This window comes from Paenibacillus sp. FSL M7-1455 (assembly GCF_038004655.1).
In the GTDB taxonomy this organism is placed as follows: Bacteria; Bacillota; Bacilli; order Paenibacillales; family Paenibacillaceae; genus Paenibacillus_AQ; species Paenibacillus_AQ cookii.
In genome coordinates, this window is record NZ_JBBORO010000001.1 from 4,452,490 (window position 1) to 4,470,495 (window position 18,006).

General features: G+C 54.3%; 17 protein-coding genes and 1 other annotated feature (1 of these 18 only partly in view). All 17 genes read right to left on the reverse strand.

The genetic code is table 11. From position 1 onward, the window contains the following. Positions 1–127: 127 nt before the first annotated feature. The gene (locus tag NYE48_RS20540) at positions 128–826 is read right to left on the reverse strand and encodes an ABC transporter permease (protein WP_340999818.1); all 699 of its coding nucleotides are present in this window, start codon (positions 824–826) and stop codon (positions 128–130) included. 16 nt (positions 827–842) lie between these two features. Then, positions 843–1,745: a glycine betaine ABC transporter substrate-binding protein gene (locus tag NYE48_RS20545; protein ID WP_212952650.1), complete on the reverse strand. Its 903-nt coding sequence runs from the start codon at positions 1,743–1,745 to the stop codon at positions 843–845. Between the two features lie 47 nt (positions 1,746–1,792). After that, positions 1,793–2,452: an ABC transporter permease gene (locus NYE48_RS20550; RefSeq protein ID WP_212952638.1), complete on the reverse strand. Its 660-nt coding sequence runs from the start codon at positions 2,450–2,452 to the stop codon at positions 1,793–1,795. 1 nt (position 2,453) lies between these two features. Further along, positions 2,454–3,623 (reverse strand): betaine/proline/choline family ABC transporter ATP-binding protein, encoded by a 1,170-nt coding sequence (locus NYE48_RS20555; RefSeq protein ID WP_212952640.1) that lies wholly within the window; start codon positions 3,621–3,623, stop codon positions 2,454–2,456. A gap of 507 nt (positions 3,624–4,130) precedes the next feature. Then, positions 4,131–4,646, reverse strand: coding sequence for a DUF2179 domain-containing protein (locus tag NYE48_RS20560; RefSeq protein ID WP_036713021.1), 516 nt, complete (start codon positions 4,644–4,646; stop codon positions 4,131–4,133). A gap of 259 nt (positions 4,647–4,905) precedes the next feature. Continuing rightward, positions 4,906–5,700: a septum site-determining protein MinD gene (gene minD / locus NYE48_RS20565; protein ID WP_036713019.1), complete on the reverse strand. Its 795-nt coding sequence runs from the start codon at positions 5,698–5,700 to the stop codon at positions 4,906–4,908. Positions 5,701–5,705: 5 nt separating this feature from the next. Further along, entirely contained in the window at positions 5,706–6,362 is a 657-nt protein-coding gene (gene minC / locus NYE48_RS20570) for a septum site-determining protein MinC (protein WP_036713018.1), read from the reverse strand. A gap of 77 nt (positions 6,363–6,439) precedes the next feature. Further along, positions 6,440–6,970, reverse strand: a complete 531-nt coding sequence (mreD, locus tag NYE48_RS20575) for a rod shape-determining protein MreD (RefSeq protein ID WP_212952642.1) — start codon at positions 6,968–6,970, stop codon at positions 6,440–6,442. Continuing rightward, positions 6,970–7,842: a rod shape-determining protein MreC gene (mreC, locus tag NYE48_RS20580; protein WP_340999819.1), complete on the reverse strand. Its 873-nt coding sequence runs from the start codon at positions 7,840–7,842 to the stop codon at positions 6,970–6,972. The genes mreD and mreC overlap by 1 nt, the downstream gene beginning before the upstream one ends. A 56-nt stretch (positions 7,843–7,898) precedes the next feature. Beyond that, positions 7,899–8,933, reverse strand: a complete 1,035-nt coding sequence (locus tag NYE48_RS20585; protein ID WP_036713014.1) for a rod shape-determining protein — start codon at positions 8,931–8,933, stop codon at positions 7,899–7,901. A 39-nt stretch (positions 8,934–8,972) separates the two neighbouring features. After that, entirely contained in the window at positions 8,973–9,662 is a 690-nt protein-coding gene (gene radC / locus NYE48_RS20590; protein ID WP_340999820.1) for a RadC family protein, read from the reverse strand. Between the two features lie 40 nt (positions 9,663–9,702). Further along, complete coding sequence (locus NYE48_RS20595; protein ID WP_340999821.1) at positions 9,703–10,305, reverse strand: Maf family protein; 603 nt, start codon at positions 10,303–10,305, stop codon at positions 9,703–9,705. Between the two features lie 26 nt (positions 10,306–10,331). Further along, entirely contained in the window at positions 10,332–10,574 is a 243-nt protein-coding gene (locus NYE48_RS20600; RefSeq protein WP_340999822.1) for a DUF4321 domain-containing protein, read from the reverse strand. A gap of 168 nt (positions 10,575–10,742) precedes the next feature. After that, on the reverse strand, positions 10,743–11,978 hold the full coding sequence (locus NYE48_RS20605; protein WP_340999823.1) for an SPOR domain-containing protein: 1,236 nt from the start codon (positions 11,976–11,978) through the stop codon (positions 10,743–10,745). A 191-nt stretch (positions 11,979–12,169) separates the two neighbouring features. Then, positions 12,170–13,537, reverse strand: a complete 1,368-nt coding sequence (gene murC, locus NYE48_RS20610; protein WP_212952652.1) for a UDP-N-acetylmuramate--L-alanine ligase — start codon at positions 13,535–13,537, stop codon at positions 12,170–12,172. A 4-nt stretch (positions 13,538–13,541) separates the two neighbouring features. Then, positions 13,542–14,918, reverse strand: coding sequence for a bifunctional folylpolyglutamate synthase/dihydrofolate synthase (locus tag NYE48_RS20615; protein WP_340999824.1), 1,377 nt, complete (start codon positions 14,916–14,918; stop codon positions 13,542–13,544). 73 nt (positions 14,919–14,991) lie between these two features. Next, the gene (locus NYE48_RS20620; RefSeq protein WP_036713004.1) at positions 14,992–17,658 is read right to left on the reverse strand and encodes a valine--tRNA ligase; all 2,667 of its coding nucleotides are present in this window, start codon (positions 17,656–17,658) and stop codon (positions 14,992–14,994) included. An 82-nt stretch (positions 17,659–17,740) separates the two neighbouring features. After that, positions 17,741–18,006: a binding site (T-box leader), on the reverse strand; it runs 33 nt beyond the window's last position.

Here is an 18,006-nt window from a genome sequence, read left to right on the forward strand (position 1 = left end):
TTAGAACAAGCCTGAAAGCGCGCCGGAAGGGTATTCCAGTCCTGGGTTCGACGGCAGGGGTCCAGCGAAAAAGGAACCCCCTCGACGCGAGGGGATTCCTTCTGAAGACTCGGCGGCTATAAAGCCGTCACCCGATGTTCTGAGCCTTGGCTGGTGCCGGCGGCGCCGCCGATTTTCGTTTCGCTAAATCCATTTTGCGCTGCAGATAGCCGAGCACGAGATCGGCCACGATGGCCAGCACGGCGGCGGGAATGGCACCCGCAAAAATGCGCAGCGAGTTGTTGCTGTTCAGGCCGGCGTAAATTTCCCGCCCAAGGCCGCCGCCGCCGACAAGCGGAGCGATCGTGACGACGCCGATGGCGATGACGGCAGCGATCCGCAGACCAGACATGATATACGTCAGCGACAACGGAAACCGGACTTTGAGAAGCAGCTGCAGCGGACTCATGCCGATGCCTTTTCCCGATTCGAGATAACTTGCGGGGACCTGCTTCAGCCCGACGTACGTGTTGCGCGCGATCGGGTTGAGCGAATACAGGAAAAGCCCCACCATCACCGTCTTCATCCCAAGTCCCAGCCAAAGCATCAGCACGACGAGCATGGCCAGGCTCGGAACCACCTGCAGAATGTTTGTGATGAACAAGACGATTTTGGCCGCCCAGCGGCTTCTCGAACAAAGGATACCGAGCGGCACGCCGACGATGACCGCCAGTCCCAGGCCGATGACCACCATAAGGATGTGCTGGATGAAATATTCCCACAGCAAACCGCTGTTGCGGGACACGTAGGACAGAAAATCCATGAAAGTCAAATGTTTGTTTTCCATTGCTTCTTCCCCTCCTTTAGCTTTTCAGTAGTCCCTGCTGCTTCAAATACGCGATGGCAACCTCCCGCTCGCTTTTTTTCTCGATGTCCACCTGGTAATTCAGCGAGATCATCGTATCCGCGTCCAGATGGCCGATGAGCGGCGCGATCGCGTCTTCGATTTCGGGATGTTTTTTCAGCAGGTCCGTACGCAGCACGGGGCTCGCGTCGTAAGGAGGGAAAAACTGCTTGTCGTCCTTCAGCGTCTTCAAGTTGTACGCCTTTAACCTCGAATCCGTGGAATAAGCCAGCACGATGTCGACCTGCTTGCCCGCGACCGCGCTGTACACCAGGCTGATCTCCATCGGGAACACCTGGCCGAACTTGATGCCGTAGGCTTTGGAGAACGCGGGATAACCGTCGGTGCTCCGTTCCAGCCAGGTCGTGTCGACGCCGAGCTTCATGCTCGCCATATCCTTTTTGACGTCGGAAATGTTCGCGTAACCTTTGGATTCGGCCAGATCCTTGCGCACCGTAAAAGCATACGTATTTTCAAAGCCGAGCGGGTTCATCCACGTCAGGTTGTAGTATTTTTGGAAGCCTTCCTGGGCCTCCTTCAGAACCTGGGCGCGTTCCTTCGAACCGCTGATCGGAAAATGGTTATTAAAAATTTCTCCGGAGTAGAGCGTTCCCATTTGCACGTCGTTTCTGGTGATCGCGTTTAACACCAGCGGACTGGATGCTAGATCGGGAATAATGTCCACTTTCAAGTTCGTACGGTCCTCAATCAGCGCCTTGTACATTTCCGCCAAAATTTTCGTTTCGGTAAACGTCTGCGCCCCGATCGTCACGTCGGCCTGAATCCCGCATGAAGACAGCAAACCGGCCAATATGCAAGACAAAAAAAGCAGCGTTGTTTTTTTCATCCGTTTCAGTCTCATCACGTCACGCCCCCCCTTGTTCCGGCTCGAATCTTTGATCCGGCGCATCATATCGCAGACTCCCTTGTCTGGTGGTAATGCCTGCCGAGCCAGCCCTCCAGCAGGCCAAGCAGCGCGTCGGCGACCAAGGCCAAAAGGATCGCGCCGATTCCGCCGATAAAGATCATCTCGGGTTTGTTGACGCCAAGGCCGGATACGATCAGTTGTCCCAAACCGCCGGCGCCGATCAGGGAGGCAAGCGTCGCCCAACTGATGATGTACACCGTCGTAATCCGGATGCCCGACATGATATAGGGAAGGGATAACGGGAGCTGAATTCTCATGATGGTTTGCGCGGTGCTGTACCCCATCCCTTTGGCGGAATTCAGCACGCCTTTATCGACCGAATGAAAACCGTCGTACGTGTTCCGCAGGATCGGCATCAACGAATACAGAAGCAGCGCCAGTATGGCAGGTCGCATCCCGATGCCGAGCAGCGGGATCAAAATCGCCAGCAGCGCCAGGCTCGGCACCGTCTGGAACAGGTTGGCGACGAAAAACACGATGCTGTTGATCCAGCCGACCCGGCTGTATACGAGGATAATCCCCAGCGGTACCGCAATGATCGTCCCCAGGATGACCGCCGAAAACGAAATGGCCAAATGCTCCTGCAGCGCCTTTAAAATGTCGGGATACCGCTCCGTGATAAAACTCCAAAACGCGTTCATATCACTCACCCTCTCCGCCGGCGGCAGAGCGGTCGACCCCTGGGTAAACCTCGGCCAAATGTTTTACGACGCTGCCCCTCGTAATCAATCCGAGAAAACGGTTGCTGCTGTCCACGACGGGAAGATTGCTGAGCTGATGGCTGTCCATCAGTTCAACCGCCTGCGCAAGCGTGCTTCCGGACGCGACCGAATAACGGACCGGCTGCATGACGTCGGCCACCGTTTTGCCTTCTTCGCCGTATTGGTCGAGCACCCGGTAAATGGACACCGCCCCTTGGAGCTGTTTGTTCCGGTCCACGATGAGCAGGGAATCGACCCGCTTCATCTCCATCACTTTGATGGCCTCGGCCAGCCCCCGGCTCGGGAATACGGTTACCGGGTTCGTGATCATCACTTCGTCGACGAGCGGGATTTGATAAGTGCTTTCGCTTCCGCCTTCGTCCTGAAGACGTTTTTGCCCGATAAAATTCCGCACGAAGTCGTTGGCCGGATGGCGCAAAATCGCGTCCGGCTTGCCGGTCTGCACTACCTCGCCCGCTTTCATCAGCACGATGGTATCGGCGATTTTGATCGCTTCGTCCATGTCATGGGTCACGAAAATGATCGTTTTATGAAGCTCCTGCTGAAGCCGGATCAGCTCGTCCTGCAGCTGCTCGCGGCTGATCGGGTCCAGGGCCGAAAACGGTTCGTCCATCAAGATGATGTCCGGATCCGCCGCCAAGGCACGTACGACGCCGACCCGCTGCTGCTGCCCGCCGCTAAGCTCCGACGGATAACGCGAGCCGTAGATCGTATGGTCGAGGCCGACCATGTCCAGCAGTTCGTTTACCGTGCGTTCGATTTTATCTTTGTCCCATTTTTTCAAGCGGGGTACCACGCCCACGTTTCTGGAAATGTTCATATGGGGAAACAAACCGACGCTTTGAATGACATAACCGATATTGCGCCGCAGTTCCACCGGATTCATTCCCGAGATGTCCTTGCCGTCGATCAGCACCCTGCCCGAGGACGGCGTGTTCAACGCGTTGATCAGCTTCATCGTCGTCGATTTGCCGCAGCCGCTCGGTCCGATCAGAACGGTAATCTCTCCTTTTTTGAATTCCAGGTTAATGTCTTTCAATGCGTGAAAGCCATTGTCGTAAACCTTGTTCACATGATCCAGTACTATCATTCAATCGCCCCTTTGCAAGCATTATCCATATTATGCGGAGCATTCGGCATATCATCCGTCGGGGGACGCAAAAAACGGTTAGGAAGGCTGGACTAAGGCTTTCCCAGTTTGCAAAACTCCCCGGAAATCGAGGAGCCGTAGGAAGCCAAGAGACAAAACCAAAACGAAACAGAGGTCAAGCGCATGTATGGATGGGGTGGAAAACAAAGAGGAAACCGTGAGGTCATTATCTTTATGAACAAACCTAAAAATCTTCGTTACGGCATTCGAAATGCATACCTTAACATTCCACCTTGTGACTCGGCTATGTAAATGTCGCTCGAAAACGAAAAGCATGCGCAAAAGGCGCAGCTTTCCGGCCTTCCACGAGATCTGGTGCTTCTCCCCCGACCCGAAACGGATAACGAATTCACCGTACATTCCTACGAAAAAAAGGAAGGCGCATCCGCAGTCTTATGTTTCATTCATTACCCTATTCAATCCAAGGTGAAACAAGTTTTCGCCGGTTTATTTTTTAGTGCCGCGGGTCCAAAATCCTCCGTGAAGCATCACCGGTTCGGTCACGACGATAAAGGCTTTCGGGTCGAGCTCCAGAATGGAATTGTACAATTTCTTCTGATTTTTCCGCTTGGCCAGCACTTCAAATACGAGCCGGTGCCCGTCGCGGCCGCTTCCGATCCACGAAGTCACCCCGTACCCGTTGTCCCGCAGCGCGTTGGCCATGTTGCTTTGCGGATCGTTGACGATGACTTTCATCGTGATGTATCCGAGCGCGATCCGTCCCTCGATCCAGGAACCGACAAGCACGCCCAGCCCGTAGCCGACGGCATAAACGATGAGGCTGAGCGGCTGGTTGACGTATTTCAGGACGATGCTGAGACCCAGGACGTAAATGGTAATTTCGAACATGCTGAGCACCGCCGCCAAATATTTTTGCCCTTTCAGCGTCAGGATCATGCGCAGCGTAAAAAACGAGACGTACACGATTTGAATGATAAAAATGGCTGCCAATATGCCAAGCATGGCGGATCACTCCTTTCAAAAGCCGGATGACCGGGAGGCCGCTATCCCGAAATATTCTCCTATTCAAGTAACTTAACCTCTTTCGGAGCCCGGTTATACCTCTTTTTCATTTTTTGTCCCGAAAAAAAAGCCGCGCCCTCATCCCGCTGAAGTAAAAAAAGACCGGGAAACGGGCATTCGCTCCTTACTCCGGTCCATATCTGTTGAAATAACAAAAAACTCTCCCGCATACAACGAGAGAGTTGGAGCATAGCGACAATTAGCCTATGCCGAAAATCTTTTTGAATTTCGAAAACATGCCTTTTTTCTGATCCAAATGCATCAGTGGTACCGTATCCCCCAAAATGCGGCGGGCAATGTTGCGGTAGGCGATCGCTGCCCGGGAATCGGGATTCATCACCGTCGGCTCGCCGCTGTTCGCCGCTTTGATCACAAGTTCGTCATCGGGCACGATCCCGATCAGATCGATGTTCAGCACCTGGATGACGTCCTCGATATCGAGCATATCCCCCGATTTCACGAGATTCGGGCGGATGCGGTTGACGATCAGCTTCGGAGATGCGATCTCGGAGCTCTCGAGGAGACCGATCACCCGGTCCGCGTCGCGGACGGCGGCGTTTTCCGGCGTCGTGACGACGATCGCTTTGTCCGCGCCGGCGATGGCGTTTTTGAATCCTTGCTCGATTCCTGCCGGACAGTCGATGATGACGTATTCATACTCTTTTTTCAGCTCTAAAACAATGTCTTTGACCTGTTCCGGCGACACGGCGTTTTTGTCCTTCGTCTGGGCGGCCGGCAGCATATACAGCTCATCGAAACGTTTGTCTTTTACAAGCGCTTGATTCAAACGGCAGCGCCCTTCCGCCACGTCGACCAAATCGTAAATGATCCGGTTTTCCAGGCCCATGACCACGTCCAAATTGCGGAGGCCGATGTCCGTGTCCACCAGACATACCTTTTTGCCGAGCAGTGCAAGCGCAGTCCCGATGTTGGCCGAAGTGGTGGTTTTTCCGACACCGCCTTTACCGGAAGTAACGACAATAGCCTCTCCCATATGTGCTACACCCCTTTAAACACGTTAAAATCAGGCCGCAAGCGTACAATGTTGCTGATTTTGTCGATTTGCATGGCGCCGTTTTGCAAAAAAGCGAATTCCATACTGGTTTCGCGCGTCTCCCATTCATCGGGAGGACGGCTGATTTGTTCCGCGATCCGAAGCTGCGTCGGGGCAAAATGGGATGCGGCGATAATCGAATCCTCGTTGCCGTCGACCCCTGCATGTGCCATGCCGCGCAAGGCCCCCAATATGTAAATATCCCCCGTGCACAAGATGCTGCCTCCGGGGTTCACGTCCCCCAAAAAAAGCAGGTCCCCGTCATGGTGAAGCACTTGGCCGGACCTTACCATGCCGCACATGATTTTGTAAGGCGGAACTTGCGCCTGCTCCGGTTCCGGAAATTCGACCGAGCGGATGAGCAGGTTCCCCTTTTGTTTCAAAATGTCGAGCATGCGCTGCTTCTGTTCTTCCGTAATCCGCCTTGATCCTAATTTTACGTCCACATGGATGATCGGACCGGTTAAAATATTTTGATGGCTGTGCTCCAGCTTATAGCGGAGTTCGCCAAGCAGTTCCTCATATTCGCATTCATCGTCAAGCAGGAATACCAGGCCATCTTTGATGCCCTTAATCGTGACATGATTCGATTTGACTGCCATGCCTGTCCCCCCTATCTCATTACATTTCGCCTTCGCGAGGCAAAGTTCCTGCCGGAAAAGAAAAATGGCGGCGAGACTTATGCCGCCTTTTCTTTTGTCTCCCGCCTAGCAATTTTTTCAAGCTGCTTGCGCAAAGGAACGTAAATGATAAGCCCGAACACGAAATGAAGCACGAGATCGGGGAGAATGTGATGCAGCAAATTCCAGTCGTAGGTCAACTGCGTCAGCGAAAACAGCCGGTAGATGGCGTACAGCATGCTGTCGAACAGCAGGCTGCCCAGAATGACGACCGTCATCATGACGGGCATCGGGGCGCGCCGTACGCGGAAAATGAAGCCCATAATATAAGTTGAAAAACCCATCACCAAAGAATAAGTGCCGATCATATCGCCGTAAAAAACGACGTCATGGAGCATGCCGAAAATGATGCCGAGAACCAAAGCCGTATGACGGTTATGATAAATCGAAACAAACAGCAAAACGATAAATACCAGATTCGGCGAAAGGATATTTTGCCAGGAACCCGGCAGGATCCACGGGATCAGGGTACCTTCCAGGATAAACAACAGAAACAGCAGCAGAAGAAGAACTTGCTTGCGCACATTCATTACTTCGGTGCCTCCGGCGTAAAGACGACGAACAGCTGCTTCCAATCCTGGAATTCGGCCGCTGGCTTAATCGTTGCCGTTTTGGTTTTGCCGAACTTGCTTTCCTGCACGTTAACTACTTCTCCAATGATCAACCCCCGCGGATACTTGTCGGTATCGCCCAACGATACGATCGTATCCCCGCGTTTGATCGGATCATCCTGCTTAATCTGGGTCATGAGCAGCGTCTGCGTCGCCTCGTCATAACTTTCCACGATGCCGAAGGTTTGATGATTGTTCATCGATGTGACGGCTATCCCGTTCGAATTCGGGTCCTTGGCGTCCATGGCCGTAATCAGCTTCACCGTCGACGTAAAATTGCTGACATGGCTGATCACGCCCACCATGCCTTTTATGGATATCACCGACTGTCCTACTTTGACGCCGTCCCTTTCGCCAAGATCGATAACCAACGTCTTATTGACCGGATCCGCGTTTACGCTGATGACTTGAGCGATATGATAGGAATAATTGAATTTATTTTTTTGCTGCTCCGTGAAATGCAAATCTTCCATAAGCTCTTTATTCTGCTTCTCGATAAAATTATAATTCGCTTTTTCCCGCGTATATTGGGCCAACGCAATTTTCAATTGTTCATTTTCCTTGTATATCTCTCGCATATTGCCGATATCTTTAAACAAGCCCGCTACGTATCCAGCGGGCTTATAAATGATGTTTTGGACAAAGCCGACAGTATCCCTCAAAAACTTCTCGGGCCAGGACAACGTTGCCCTGGGTCCGAGCGTGAAACCCATCAGTGCGATAAACATAACAAGGGCGATTAAAATGACAAATAAGCGTTTGTTTCCAAGCAGCTTAAACAGTTTCAACACCCTCTTACTCTACTGATTTCTCTCCCAATATCAGGGGTTGACCCACAATTTCCGGCTTAGCGCTTCGAACGCACGGCCGAGCTGCTGCGGGATTTGAACAAATGAATGTTTTCAAGCGCTTTGCCCGTGCCGATGGCGACGCAGTCGAGCGGATTTTCGGCAACGATGACAGGCATGCCGGTTTCTTCCGCAAGCAGCTTGTCCAGGTTGCGCAGCAGCGCCCCGCCTCCCGTAAGCACGATGCCGCGGTCCATAATGTCCGCTGCCAGCTCCGGCGGGCATTTCTCCAAAGTCACCTTCACGGCTTCCACGATCGCGTTGACCGTATCGGAGAGAGCTTCACTGATTTCGTCGGACGTAATCGTGATCGTCTTCGGCAAGCCGGTCACCAGGTCGCGGCCGCGGATTTCGCTCGTCTCTACCTGCTCCAGAGGCAGGGCGGAGCCGATTTCCATTTTAAGCTGTTCGGACGTTCTTTCGCCGATCATCAAATTGTACTGGCGTTTAATGTACTGGATGATCGATTCATCCATTTCGTCGCCGGCCACGCGCACGGAACGGCTCGTCACGATGCCGCCGAGCGAGATGACGGCCACTTCGGTCGTGCCGCCGCCGATATCGACGACCATGCTGCCGGTCGGTTCCCAGACCGGAAGATCGGCGCCGATCGCCGCCGCAAACGGTTCTTCGATCGTGTAGGCCTCGCGGGCTCCGGCCTGCTTCGTCGCATCTTCGACCGCGCGCTGTTCGACGGCCGTAATGCCGGACGGCACGCACACCATCACGTTCGGATGGCGCTGGAACATCGAGCGCTGTTTTTGAGCTTGACGGATAAAATATTTAATCATGGTTGCCGTCGTGTCGAAATCGGCGATAACGCCGTCTTTCATCGGACGGATGGCACGGATGTTGCCCGGCGTGCGCCCGATCATTTTTTTCGCGGACTCGCCGACGGCCTCGATGCTTTTCGTATCCGTACGGATCGCAACAACCGAAGGTTCCCTTACGACAATACCTTTTCCACGGACATAAACAAGCGTATTCGCCGTCCCCAAATCAATTCCCAAATCTTTCGTGAAGCTCCCTAACATGCTGTAATCTCCCTTTCTTCGTCAATCTCAACTATTATATTACATCAAGCCTTGCTCCTTCAAACTGACGAATTCCCCGTCGCCGATAATGAGATGATCCAGCACTTCAATCCCTACGATTTCTCCCGCTTCCTTCAACCTTGACGTCAGCGAGATGTCTTCGGGGCTTGGGGCCGGATCTCCGCTCGGATGGTTGTGCGCGCATAGGATCGAAGCGCTGCTGCGCTTGATGGCGGCGCGGAACACCTCGCGCGGATGGACGATGGAGGCATTCAAACTCCCGATTGAAAGCGTCTCTTGAGCAATAATGTGATTTTTCGTATTTAAAAACAGACAGACAAAATGTTCTTTTTGCAAATAACGCAGCTGCTCCATGAGCACGTCCGCCGCATCACGCGGGCTGCGGATGACGACGGGTTCGTCCATGCGGGTTCGGGCCAGGCGCTGCCCAAGCTCGATTCCGGCTTTGAGCTGAACCGCTTTGGCGCTGCCGATGCCCTTGATGGCCATCAACTCCTCGGCGCTCATATCAACAAGCCGGCGCATGCTGCCGACCTGCTGCAAAATACGCTGCGCCAAATGGATGGCAGACTCCTGCGTTGTTCCCGTCCGAAGCAAAATGGCAAGCAGTTCAGCGTTGCTTAAGGCGCTCGCCCCATACTGCAGCATGCGTTCTCTCGGTCGTTCCTGATGGGGGATGTCGCGCAACATGTACGTTTGCGGCTCCATAGTTCCCCTACTTTCCTTTCACTCATATCTCATCCAAAATTCAAAGAACGTCGATCCCGAATTCCGACAGCATGTCGCTCAGCAGCGAAAGGGGCAAACCGACGACGGTAAAGTAACAGCCTTCGATGCCTTCCACGAGCGTGGAGCCGAGGCCTTGAATCCCGTAAGCCCCCGCTTTATCGCGAGGCTCGCCGCTTTTGACGTAAGCTTGGATCGTTGCATCCGACAATGTTTTCATGGCGACCCGCGTCATGCGGTGACGGACCAGCGTTTGCCCCGTTGCCGCATCGATGCATGCGACTCCCGTAAACACTTGATGGGATCTGCCTTGTAATGATTTCAGCATTCGAAAAGCGTCCGCATCATCCGCCGGTTTTCCCAGCACCTGATCCTCCAGAACAACGATCGTATCGCTGCCGACGACGACGGCATTTTCCGACGGATCGCCGATTTCTTCGTATACGGCCTGCGCCTTGCGCAGCGCCAAACCTTCGACGATTTCCCGGGGAGTCCAGTCGCTTGGCGTATGTTCATCGGCGTAGCTCGGACGGATCTCGTACGGAATATGTAGAGAAGCGATCAGCTCCTGCCTTCTGGGTGAGGTTGATGCCAGTACGACCCGGCGCGAATGGTTCGATTTCAATGGAAGGATCTCCTTTTTCTTGTAGTTCACAGCCTGCGATACAGCCACACGGAGACAATGATGCCGATCAAACTCAGCAGGCTCAGTTTAAATTTAATGGTGATGTCGTAGCTGATAATGTCCAAATTAGCTTGCGGTGACCACTCGATCGGTGTTGCAGCAGTCAGAAAGGAAAGGGCTTGTACAGGTTCCAGGGCCTTTGCGATCCAGGCACCCGCCAGCCAGCCAAGCAGCAAAAACAAGAGCAGTATACCTACGTTCTTTTTCATCCTTCTCTTCCCTCGCCATAATTTGACACCCAATTTATTATACGGTTATTTGTACGTCAATACAAACAGAAATCCGGCATGGGGAACTATTTCCAGTTCCATACCGGATAGGCTCTGTTACTTGAATTTTCGGTCGTCGGACACTGCATTCTCTTTAGGAAAAAAACTTTACGCTTTTCCTAGTTTGGAAATCAGTTCCTTTTGCTGCATGACGTATTGCATCATGCGGGACTGAATTTCCCAAAGCAGCGCCTTGCTCGCGTTCCGGTTGTATTCCGTCAAAGCCGAAACCGCGCTGTTCATCGTTTGTTCGATTTGGGCCCCCAGCTGCTCATCCTCCCGGCTTAATCCCGTCTGGAACGATTTCATCGCTTCGGTCCAGCGGCTGTGGATGTCCGTGACGGCGGCCTGCTCGCTTGCGTTTAAAGCCCCGGGTTTTTCTTGGCTGAGCAGCGCAGCCGACAGCGTGCTCAGCTTCGACGCCAATTCGGAGCTTGTTTCGAAATAGCGGCCCGCCGTGTTCGCATCCCCGGCGAATTTCAGCTCGCTGACCGCCGGCAGCGTGATTTCCTTAACGTACAGGTCCATTCCCTTGTCTTTAAGCTGGCTGCTGAGCAGCTTGGCCTGTTCGCGGTCGGTCGAGATGCCGGCATACACGCGGTACTCCTCATCCGGGTCGTTGCCCGCCGCAAGCCCGTATTGCTCCAGTTCCTTTTTGGCCTGCTCGGCCCCTTCCTTCGTGCTGAACAAGCCGTACTGAAGGACGTAATACGACCGCCCCTGCACCGAAACGGCGACGGGTGCAGCCTTCACCGGCTCCCCGGAGCTTTCCGCCACGTTTTCCGTACCCGGCTTGGCCGGGACGATCGAACCGCCTGAGCCATCCTTGAAAAACGACAGAATCACGAAGCCGAACAATGCCCCCGTAACCACGGCGCCCGTAATCGTGCCGATGACTTTCCAGGGCGATGCCGGACGTCTCGGCCGGTAGGACACGTTCCCCAGCTCCGGATACACTTCGTCCGCCAGATTCCGCCATTCTCCCGAAAGATCGTCGCTGCTCCCTGAATCATATAATTCGACGTCATCCGTTTTCTCGCGCCGATGCTCCTCTTTTGCGTCCTCCCGCGGCCAGCCCGAGATCATTTCATCCCAAGGCTCGTCTTTATGAAAAGGATCCGACCACCCCTGCATTTGTCCCGATACGACATGCAGTTTTTTTTCGGGCCTGTCCTCTATAGGCTCGTGCCGCGGAGGCATGCCGTTTTCGGCCTGAACCGGCGCGGCTTCCCTCCCGGGCATCGGTTTGAACGTTTGCTCCGCTTTTTTCGTCGTTTCCTGCCCGGAATCGAGTCCTCGCGGCGGGTCCTGATTAAAGCGAAATGTCATTCTCGCCTTGTTCACGGTCATACACCTCACCCTTGTCTCTATTACAAGGAATATATGACGGATTGTCCGGACTTATGCCGCCTGGGGATCATGAATTCGGGCAAGTTATCGAAGCCCAAAAGAAAGAGGCCTCCCGTACGCAGCCTGGGCGCATTCCGGGAAGACCTCTTCGCTTTGTTTCTATGTAAGCCGCGGCCCTGGAAGGGCTACAGCTCCTTGGCCAGCTGGTAGCCGACTTTCCATATGTCCCCGGCACCCATCGTAAGCACGAGGGTACCCGGCTTGATTCTTTGCTTCAGGTCGGCCAGCACATCCTCTTTTGTCGGGAGGTATCGGGCCCCGCTGTTGCTGTTTTGCACGATCAGCTCGACCAGCTTGGCGGAGTGTACCCCCTCGATTTGCTTTTCCCCTGCCGGCGAATAGATATCGGTAATGATGACCTCGTCCGCATCGCCGAACGCGCGGCTAAACGCATCCAGCAGGAAAAAGGTACGGCTGTAGCGCTGCGGCTGGAATACGGCGATGATCCGTTTTCCCGTCGCTTTGGCCGCACTGATCGTGGCTTCGATCTCCGTTGGATGGTGAGCGTAGTCGTCGATAATGAGGATATCGTCTTTTTCGCCCAGCACTTGGAACCGGCGTTTCGCCCCATGGAATTTGGAGATGGCGCCGGCGATTTGCTCAAACGAAATTCCCGCCTTCAGGCAGGAGATGACCGTTGCCATCGCATTGTATACGTTATGGCGGCCCGGCACCGACAATTGCACCGTTCCGAGCGGTTCGCCCTTATGGTTCATCGTAAAGGATACCTGGCGGTCTCCGAGCGCCAGATCGGTTGCGGTGTATTCCGCGTCCTTGGCGTCGATGCCGTACGTCGCCACTTGGCAGCGGATGCCCGGAATGATCGCCTGGATGTTATCGTCGTCCGCGCATACGACGGCCGTGCCGTCTTCGCGGATCTGATTCAGAAATTGAACGTAAGCTTTTTTCAGCTTTTCAAAATCGCCGTCATAGTTTTCCAGATGGTCGGCTTCGATGTTGGTCACGATGCCGAGCCAAGGATGATACTGCAGGAACGAGCCGTCGCTTTCGTCCGCTTCGGCGACGACGAAATCCCCTTTTCCGGCTTTTGCGTTCGTACCGACGTTCATGATTTCCCCGCCGATGATATACGTCGGGTCGATGCCGCATTCTTCCATCACCAAAGCGATCATGGAGGACGTGGTCGTCTTGCCGTGAGCGCCGGCGACCGCCACGCCCTTGCGTTCGTTCAGCAGTCTTGCCAGCATTTGCGACCGGTGCAGAATCGGAATGTTCAGATGTTCCGCTTCGACGCGTTCCACGTTGTCTTTCGGCAAAGCCGTCGAATATACGACCAAATCCGCTCCGTGAACCTGCTCGGCCGTATGTCCGATATAAATTTTGGCGCCTTTGGCCGCCAATTTTTCCGTTAATTCCTGGGAAGCCACGTCCGAACCCGTGATCTTGTATCCCATTTCAAGCATAACCCGTGCAATGGCGCTCATCCCGTAGCCACCAATACCGATAAAATGAACATGTTCAGAATTCAACAGATTTTCACCAACCTTTTTCAGAATCGGATTGACCCAGCAGAGCGGCCCGCACATCCGAAATCAAATAAAGCGTGCCGGATACTACCGCCAAATCCTCCGCTTCTGTCCGTGACTTAAGTAGTTCCAGCGCGTTTTTCCAATCCGGTTCGACGATGATCTGCAAATCCGGTTTGCCGTAGGAATGCTTCAGCCCCTCCGCGATATCGCGCAGCGCCGCAGCGTCCATTTTTTTCCGGAAGTCCGGTTCGGTCAGGATAAGCGTATCCACTATAGGAAGTATATGCTTCAAATAGGATTCATGATGCTTATTCGCCAGCATTCCCATCATCAAATTTAACCGTTTGTGCGGATAGTGCCGCTCGATGCTTTTCCGCAAGGATTCCGCACCTTCCGGATTGTGGGCTCCGTCCAGCACGATGCGCGGCGCGGAATTCGAAGAGATTTCTTCCATCCGCCCGGCCCATACCGTATCCCGGAACCCTTTCAACATATCTTCTTCCTCCATGACGAAAGCCATGTACTGGCGCAAAACCTCCAGGGCCATCAGCGCCCCGGCCGCATTGGCAATCTGGTACTCGCCCTTCATGCCGATTTCAATATCGTATTCCCGAAACGGGCCGTTGAAATGGAAGGATTGATGCGAACCGTGGTCGCCCGTGTATTCGAACGTGAATTTTTCCCCGGCCAAATACAGCGTTGTGCGGCATTCCTCCGCCTTTTTGCGCAAAACCTCGATGGCTTCCGGCTGCTGCACGCAGCTGACCACCGGTACGCCCGGTTTGATGATCCCCGCTTTTTCAAAAGCGATTTGCTCGACCGTATCGCCAAGAATGTCGGTATGGTCCATACCGATGTTCGTGATGACCGACACGACCGGGTATACGATATTGGTTACATCCAGCCTTCCCCCCAGACCGGTCTCCCATACGACGATATCGGGCACGCATTCCTCGGCGTAATACAAAATCGCAAGCGCCGTCGAAACCTCGAACATCGTCGGAGATCCGAGCTCGGTCGCCGCAATTTCCTCAACGATCGGGTACAGCCGATTCGCAAGCATCAGAAGCGTTTCTTCGGGAATATCCTCGCCGTTGTATTGAAAACGGTTCGTGAACTTGGTGATGTAAGGGGAAGTGTATGTTCCCACGGTATAGCCGCTTTGCAGAAGCACCCGGGTCAAAAACGCGCAGGTCGAGCCTTTGCCGTTCGTACCCGCGACATGAATGAATTTCAGCCGCCGGTGCGGATGGCCCAGCATTTCCATCATTTTTTCAATTCTGGCCATGCCGGGGCGTATTCCGAAAGGGATCAGCCCGTTAATCCAGTCGGCGGCTTCCGCGTAAGTGCGCAAAGAAGAGAAGCCTTCAAATCGATCTCCCATTTCCCATTTCACCTTCTGAAATTTATTTGATCCCCGGATGCCGGCGCACCCGGGGGCAGGTTCCTTCAGCAACTTAACCCTTCAGTTCCTCGATCCGAGCCAATACCTTGCTCCGTTTTTCGGCGTAGTCCGCCATTTTCGCCTTTTCTTCGTCGATGACTTTGGCTGGCGCTTTGGATACGAAGCCCGGATTGCCAAGTTTCTTTTCAACGCGCTCCACTTCGCTGTTCAGGTGCTTGAGCTCTTTTTCGAGGCGGGCGATTTCCTGATCGATATCGATCAGCCCCGCCAGCGGCAGGTAAAGCTCGGCTCCGGTGACGACGGCGGTCATCGCCTTGTCCGGCGCTTCAAGCCCGGTTCCCGCCGTGAAGCTCGACGTGTTGCAGAAGCGCTGTACATAAATTTCGTTGCGGCGGACGATTTGCAGCACCTGGTCGTCTCCGGCATTCAGCATGAGCTCGACCTTTTTGCTCATCGGCACGTTCACTTCGGCACGAATGTTGCGCACCGCGCGGATCACGTCCATAAGCAGGGACATTTCGCGGGCCGCATCGGCATTTTCGAGGGCCGGATCATATTCCGGCCAAGCCGCCAGCGTGATCGTGTCGCCCTGATGCGGAAGATGCTGCCAAATTTCCTCGGAGATGAACGGCATGAACGGATGAATCATCCGGAGCGTACGGTCGAGCACATAGGCAAGCACCGATTGCGTCGTCTTTTTCGCCGCTTCATCCTCCCCATACAACGACAGCTTGGAAAATTCGATATACCAGTCGCAGAGGTCATCCCAGATGAAGTTATACAGCAAGCGGCCGGTTTCGCCAAATTCATAGGCATCTATTAGACGCGTGATGTCCCGGGAAGTTTCGTTCAGACGGTGCAAAATCCAGCGGTCGGCCGTGCTCAGGTTGCCGCTGATGTCGATGTCGCCGTACGTGAAGCCTTCAAGGTTCATAAGCGCGAAACGCGAAGCGTTCCAGATCTTGTTGGCGAAGTTCCGGGCCTGCTCGACGCGTTCCCAGCGGAAGCGCAGATCCTGTCCCGGCGTGCTGCCCGTCGAAATCATGTAGCGCATGGCGTCCGCACCGTACTTCTCGATGACATCCAGCGGGTCGACGCCGTTGCCGAGCGATTTGGACATCTTTTTGCCTTCCGGATCGCGCACCAGTCCGTGCATCAGCACGTCCTTGAACGGAATTTCGCCGGTGAATTCAAGCGCGGTAAAGATCATCCGGGCTACCCAGAAATAAATGATGTCGTAACCGGTCACCAATACGTCCGTCGGATAGTAGCGTTTCAAATCGTCGGTTTGGTCCGGCCAGCCCAGCGTCGAAAACGGCCACAGCCCGGAGCTGAACCAGGTATCAAGCACGTCCTCGTCCTGATGGAGGTTTGCGGAACCGCACTTGGAGCATGTAGCGACCTCTTCATATGCCACGTGAACTTCGCCGCAGTCGTCGCAGTACCAAGCCGGAATGCGGTGGCCCCACCAGAGCTGGCGGGAAATGCACCAGTCGCGAACGTTTTCGATCCAGTTCAAATAGGTTTTTTCGAAACGTTCGGGTACGAAGTTAACGCCTTTGCCCGATTTCTGGGCTTCGATGGCCGCTTCGGCCAGCGGCTGCATTTTGACGAACCATTGCGTGGACAAATACGGCTCTACGACGGCGCCGGTGCGCTCGCTGTGCCCGACTTGATGGACATGGTCTTCGATCCGGATCAGAACGCCCTGCTCCTTCAAGTCCTGAACGATTTGCTTCCGGCATTCGCTGCGGTCAAGCCCTTCGTATTTGCCGGCCTGGTCGTTCATCGTGCCCGTCTCGTCCATCACCGTAATTTGCGGCAGGTTATGGCGCAGGCCGACCTCGAAGTCGTTCGGGTCGTGGGCAGGCGTAATTTTAACGGCCCCGCTTCCGAATTCCTTGTCGACGTACTCGTCGGCGATGACCGGGATTTCGCGGCCCACGATCGGCAGCACGAGCATTTTGCCGATCATGTCCTTGTAACGTTCGTCTTTCGGATGAACCGCGACGGCGGTATCGCCCAGCATCGTTTCCGGACGCGTCGTCGCGACCGTGATATGCCCGCTGCCGTCTTTCAACGGATAGGCAAGATGATACAGATGTCCTTGAACCTCTTTATATTCGACTTCGATGTCCGACAGCGCCGTACGGGCGGCCGGATCCCAGTTGATGATGCGTTTGCCGCGGTATATGAGCCCTTTTTCATGCAGCTTGACGAAAACTTCGCGCACCGCTTTGGACAATCCCTCGTCCAGCGTGAACCGCTCCCTGGAGTAATCGAGGGAAAAGCCCATTTTCGCCCATTGCTCATGAATGGTTTCGGCGTATTTTTCCTTCCATTCCCATACCTTTTCCAGGAACTTCTCCCGGCCCAGGTCATAACGGCTAACGCCTTCCTCGCGCAGCTTCTGCTCCACTTTCGTCTGGGTGGCGATGCCGGCATGGTCCGAGCCCGGAAGCCACAGCGCGTCATATCCCTGCATCCGCTTGGTGCGGATCAAAATGTCCTGCAGCGTAAAATCGAGCGCGTGCCCGATATGCAGCATGCCGGTTACGTTCGGCGGCGGAATCACGATGGTGTAAGGCTTTGCGTCTTTGCGCTGTCCCGCCTTAAAGAATTCGCCGTCGATCCAATATTTGTACCATTTTTGCTCGGCAGCCTTCGGATCGTAAGTCGTCGGCATTTCCGTCGTTAATTTGTTGTCCTGCTCTGTCATTTTCTAACTCCTCCATCACAAGATCAGCTTTCTTCGGGATTTTGGCAATCCTTGGCAAGAAAAACAAAAAAGCCTTCCGTCCTCAAAGGACGAAAGGCTGTTCTTTCGCGGTACCACCTTTGTTTCGCGCCATGGTCAACCTTCTACGCCAGATCTCTCCGGCGGCCGTCCTCCGGGGACGGATGCCTTCATGCACGCGACACTTCATGCAGATAACGGCTGCAGCCGGCCATGCCCTAACCCGGCGCAAAAAGCGGACGGGATCAAGCAGGCAACTCCCGGGCGACTTCGGTTGAAACAGCATCCTGCGGAATCTCTCAGCGCAGCAATTCCACTCTCTGAAGGGCA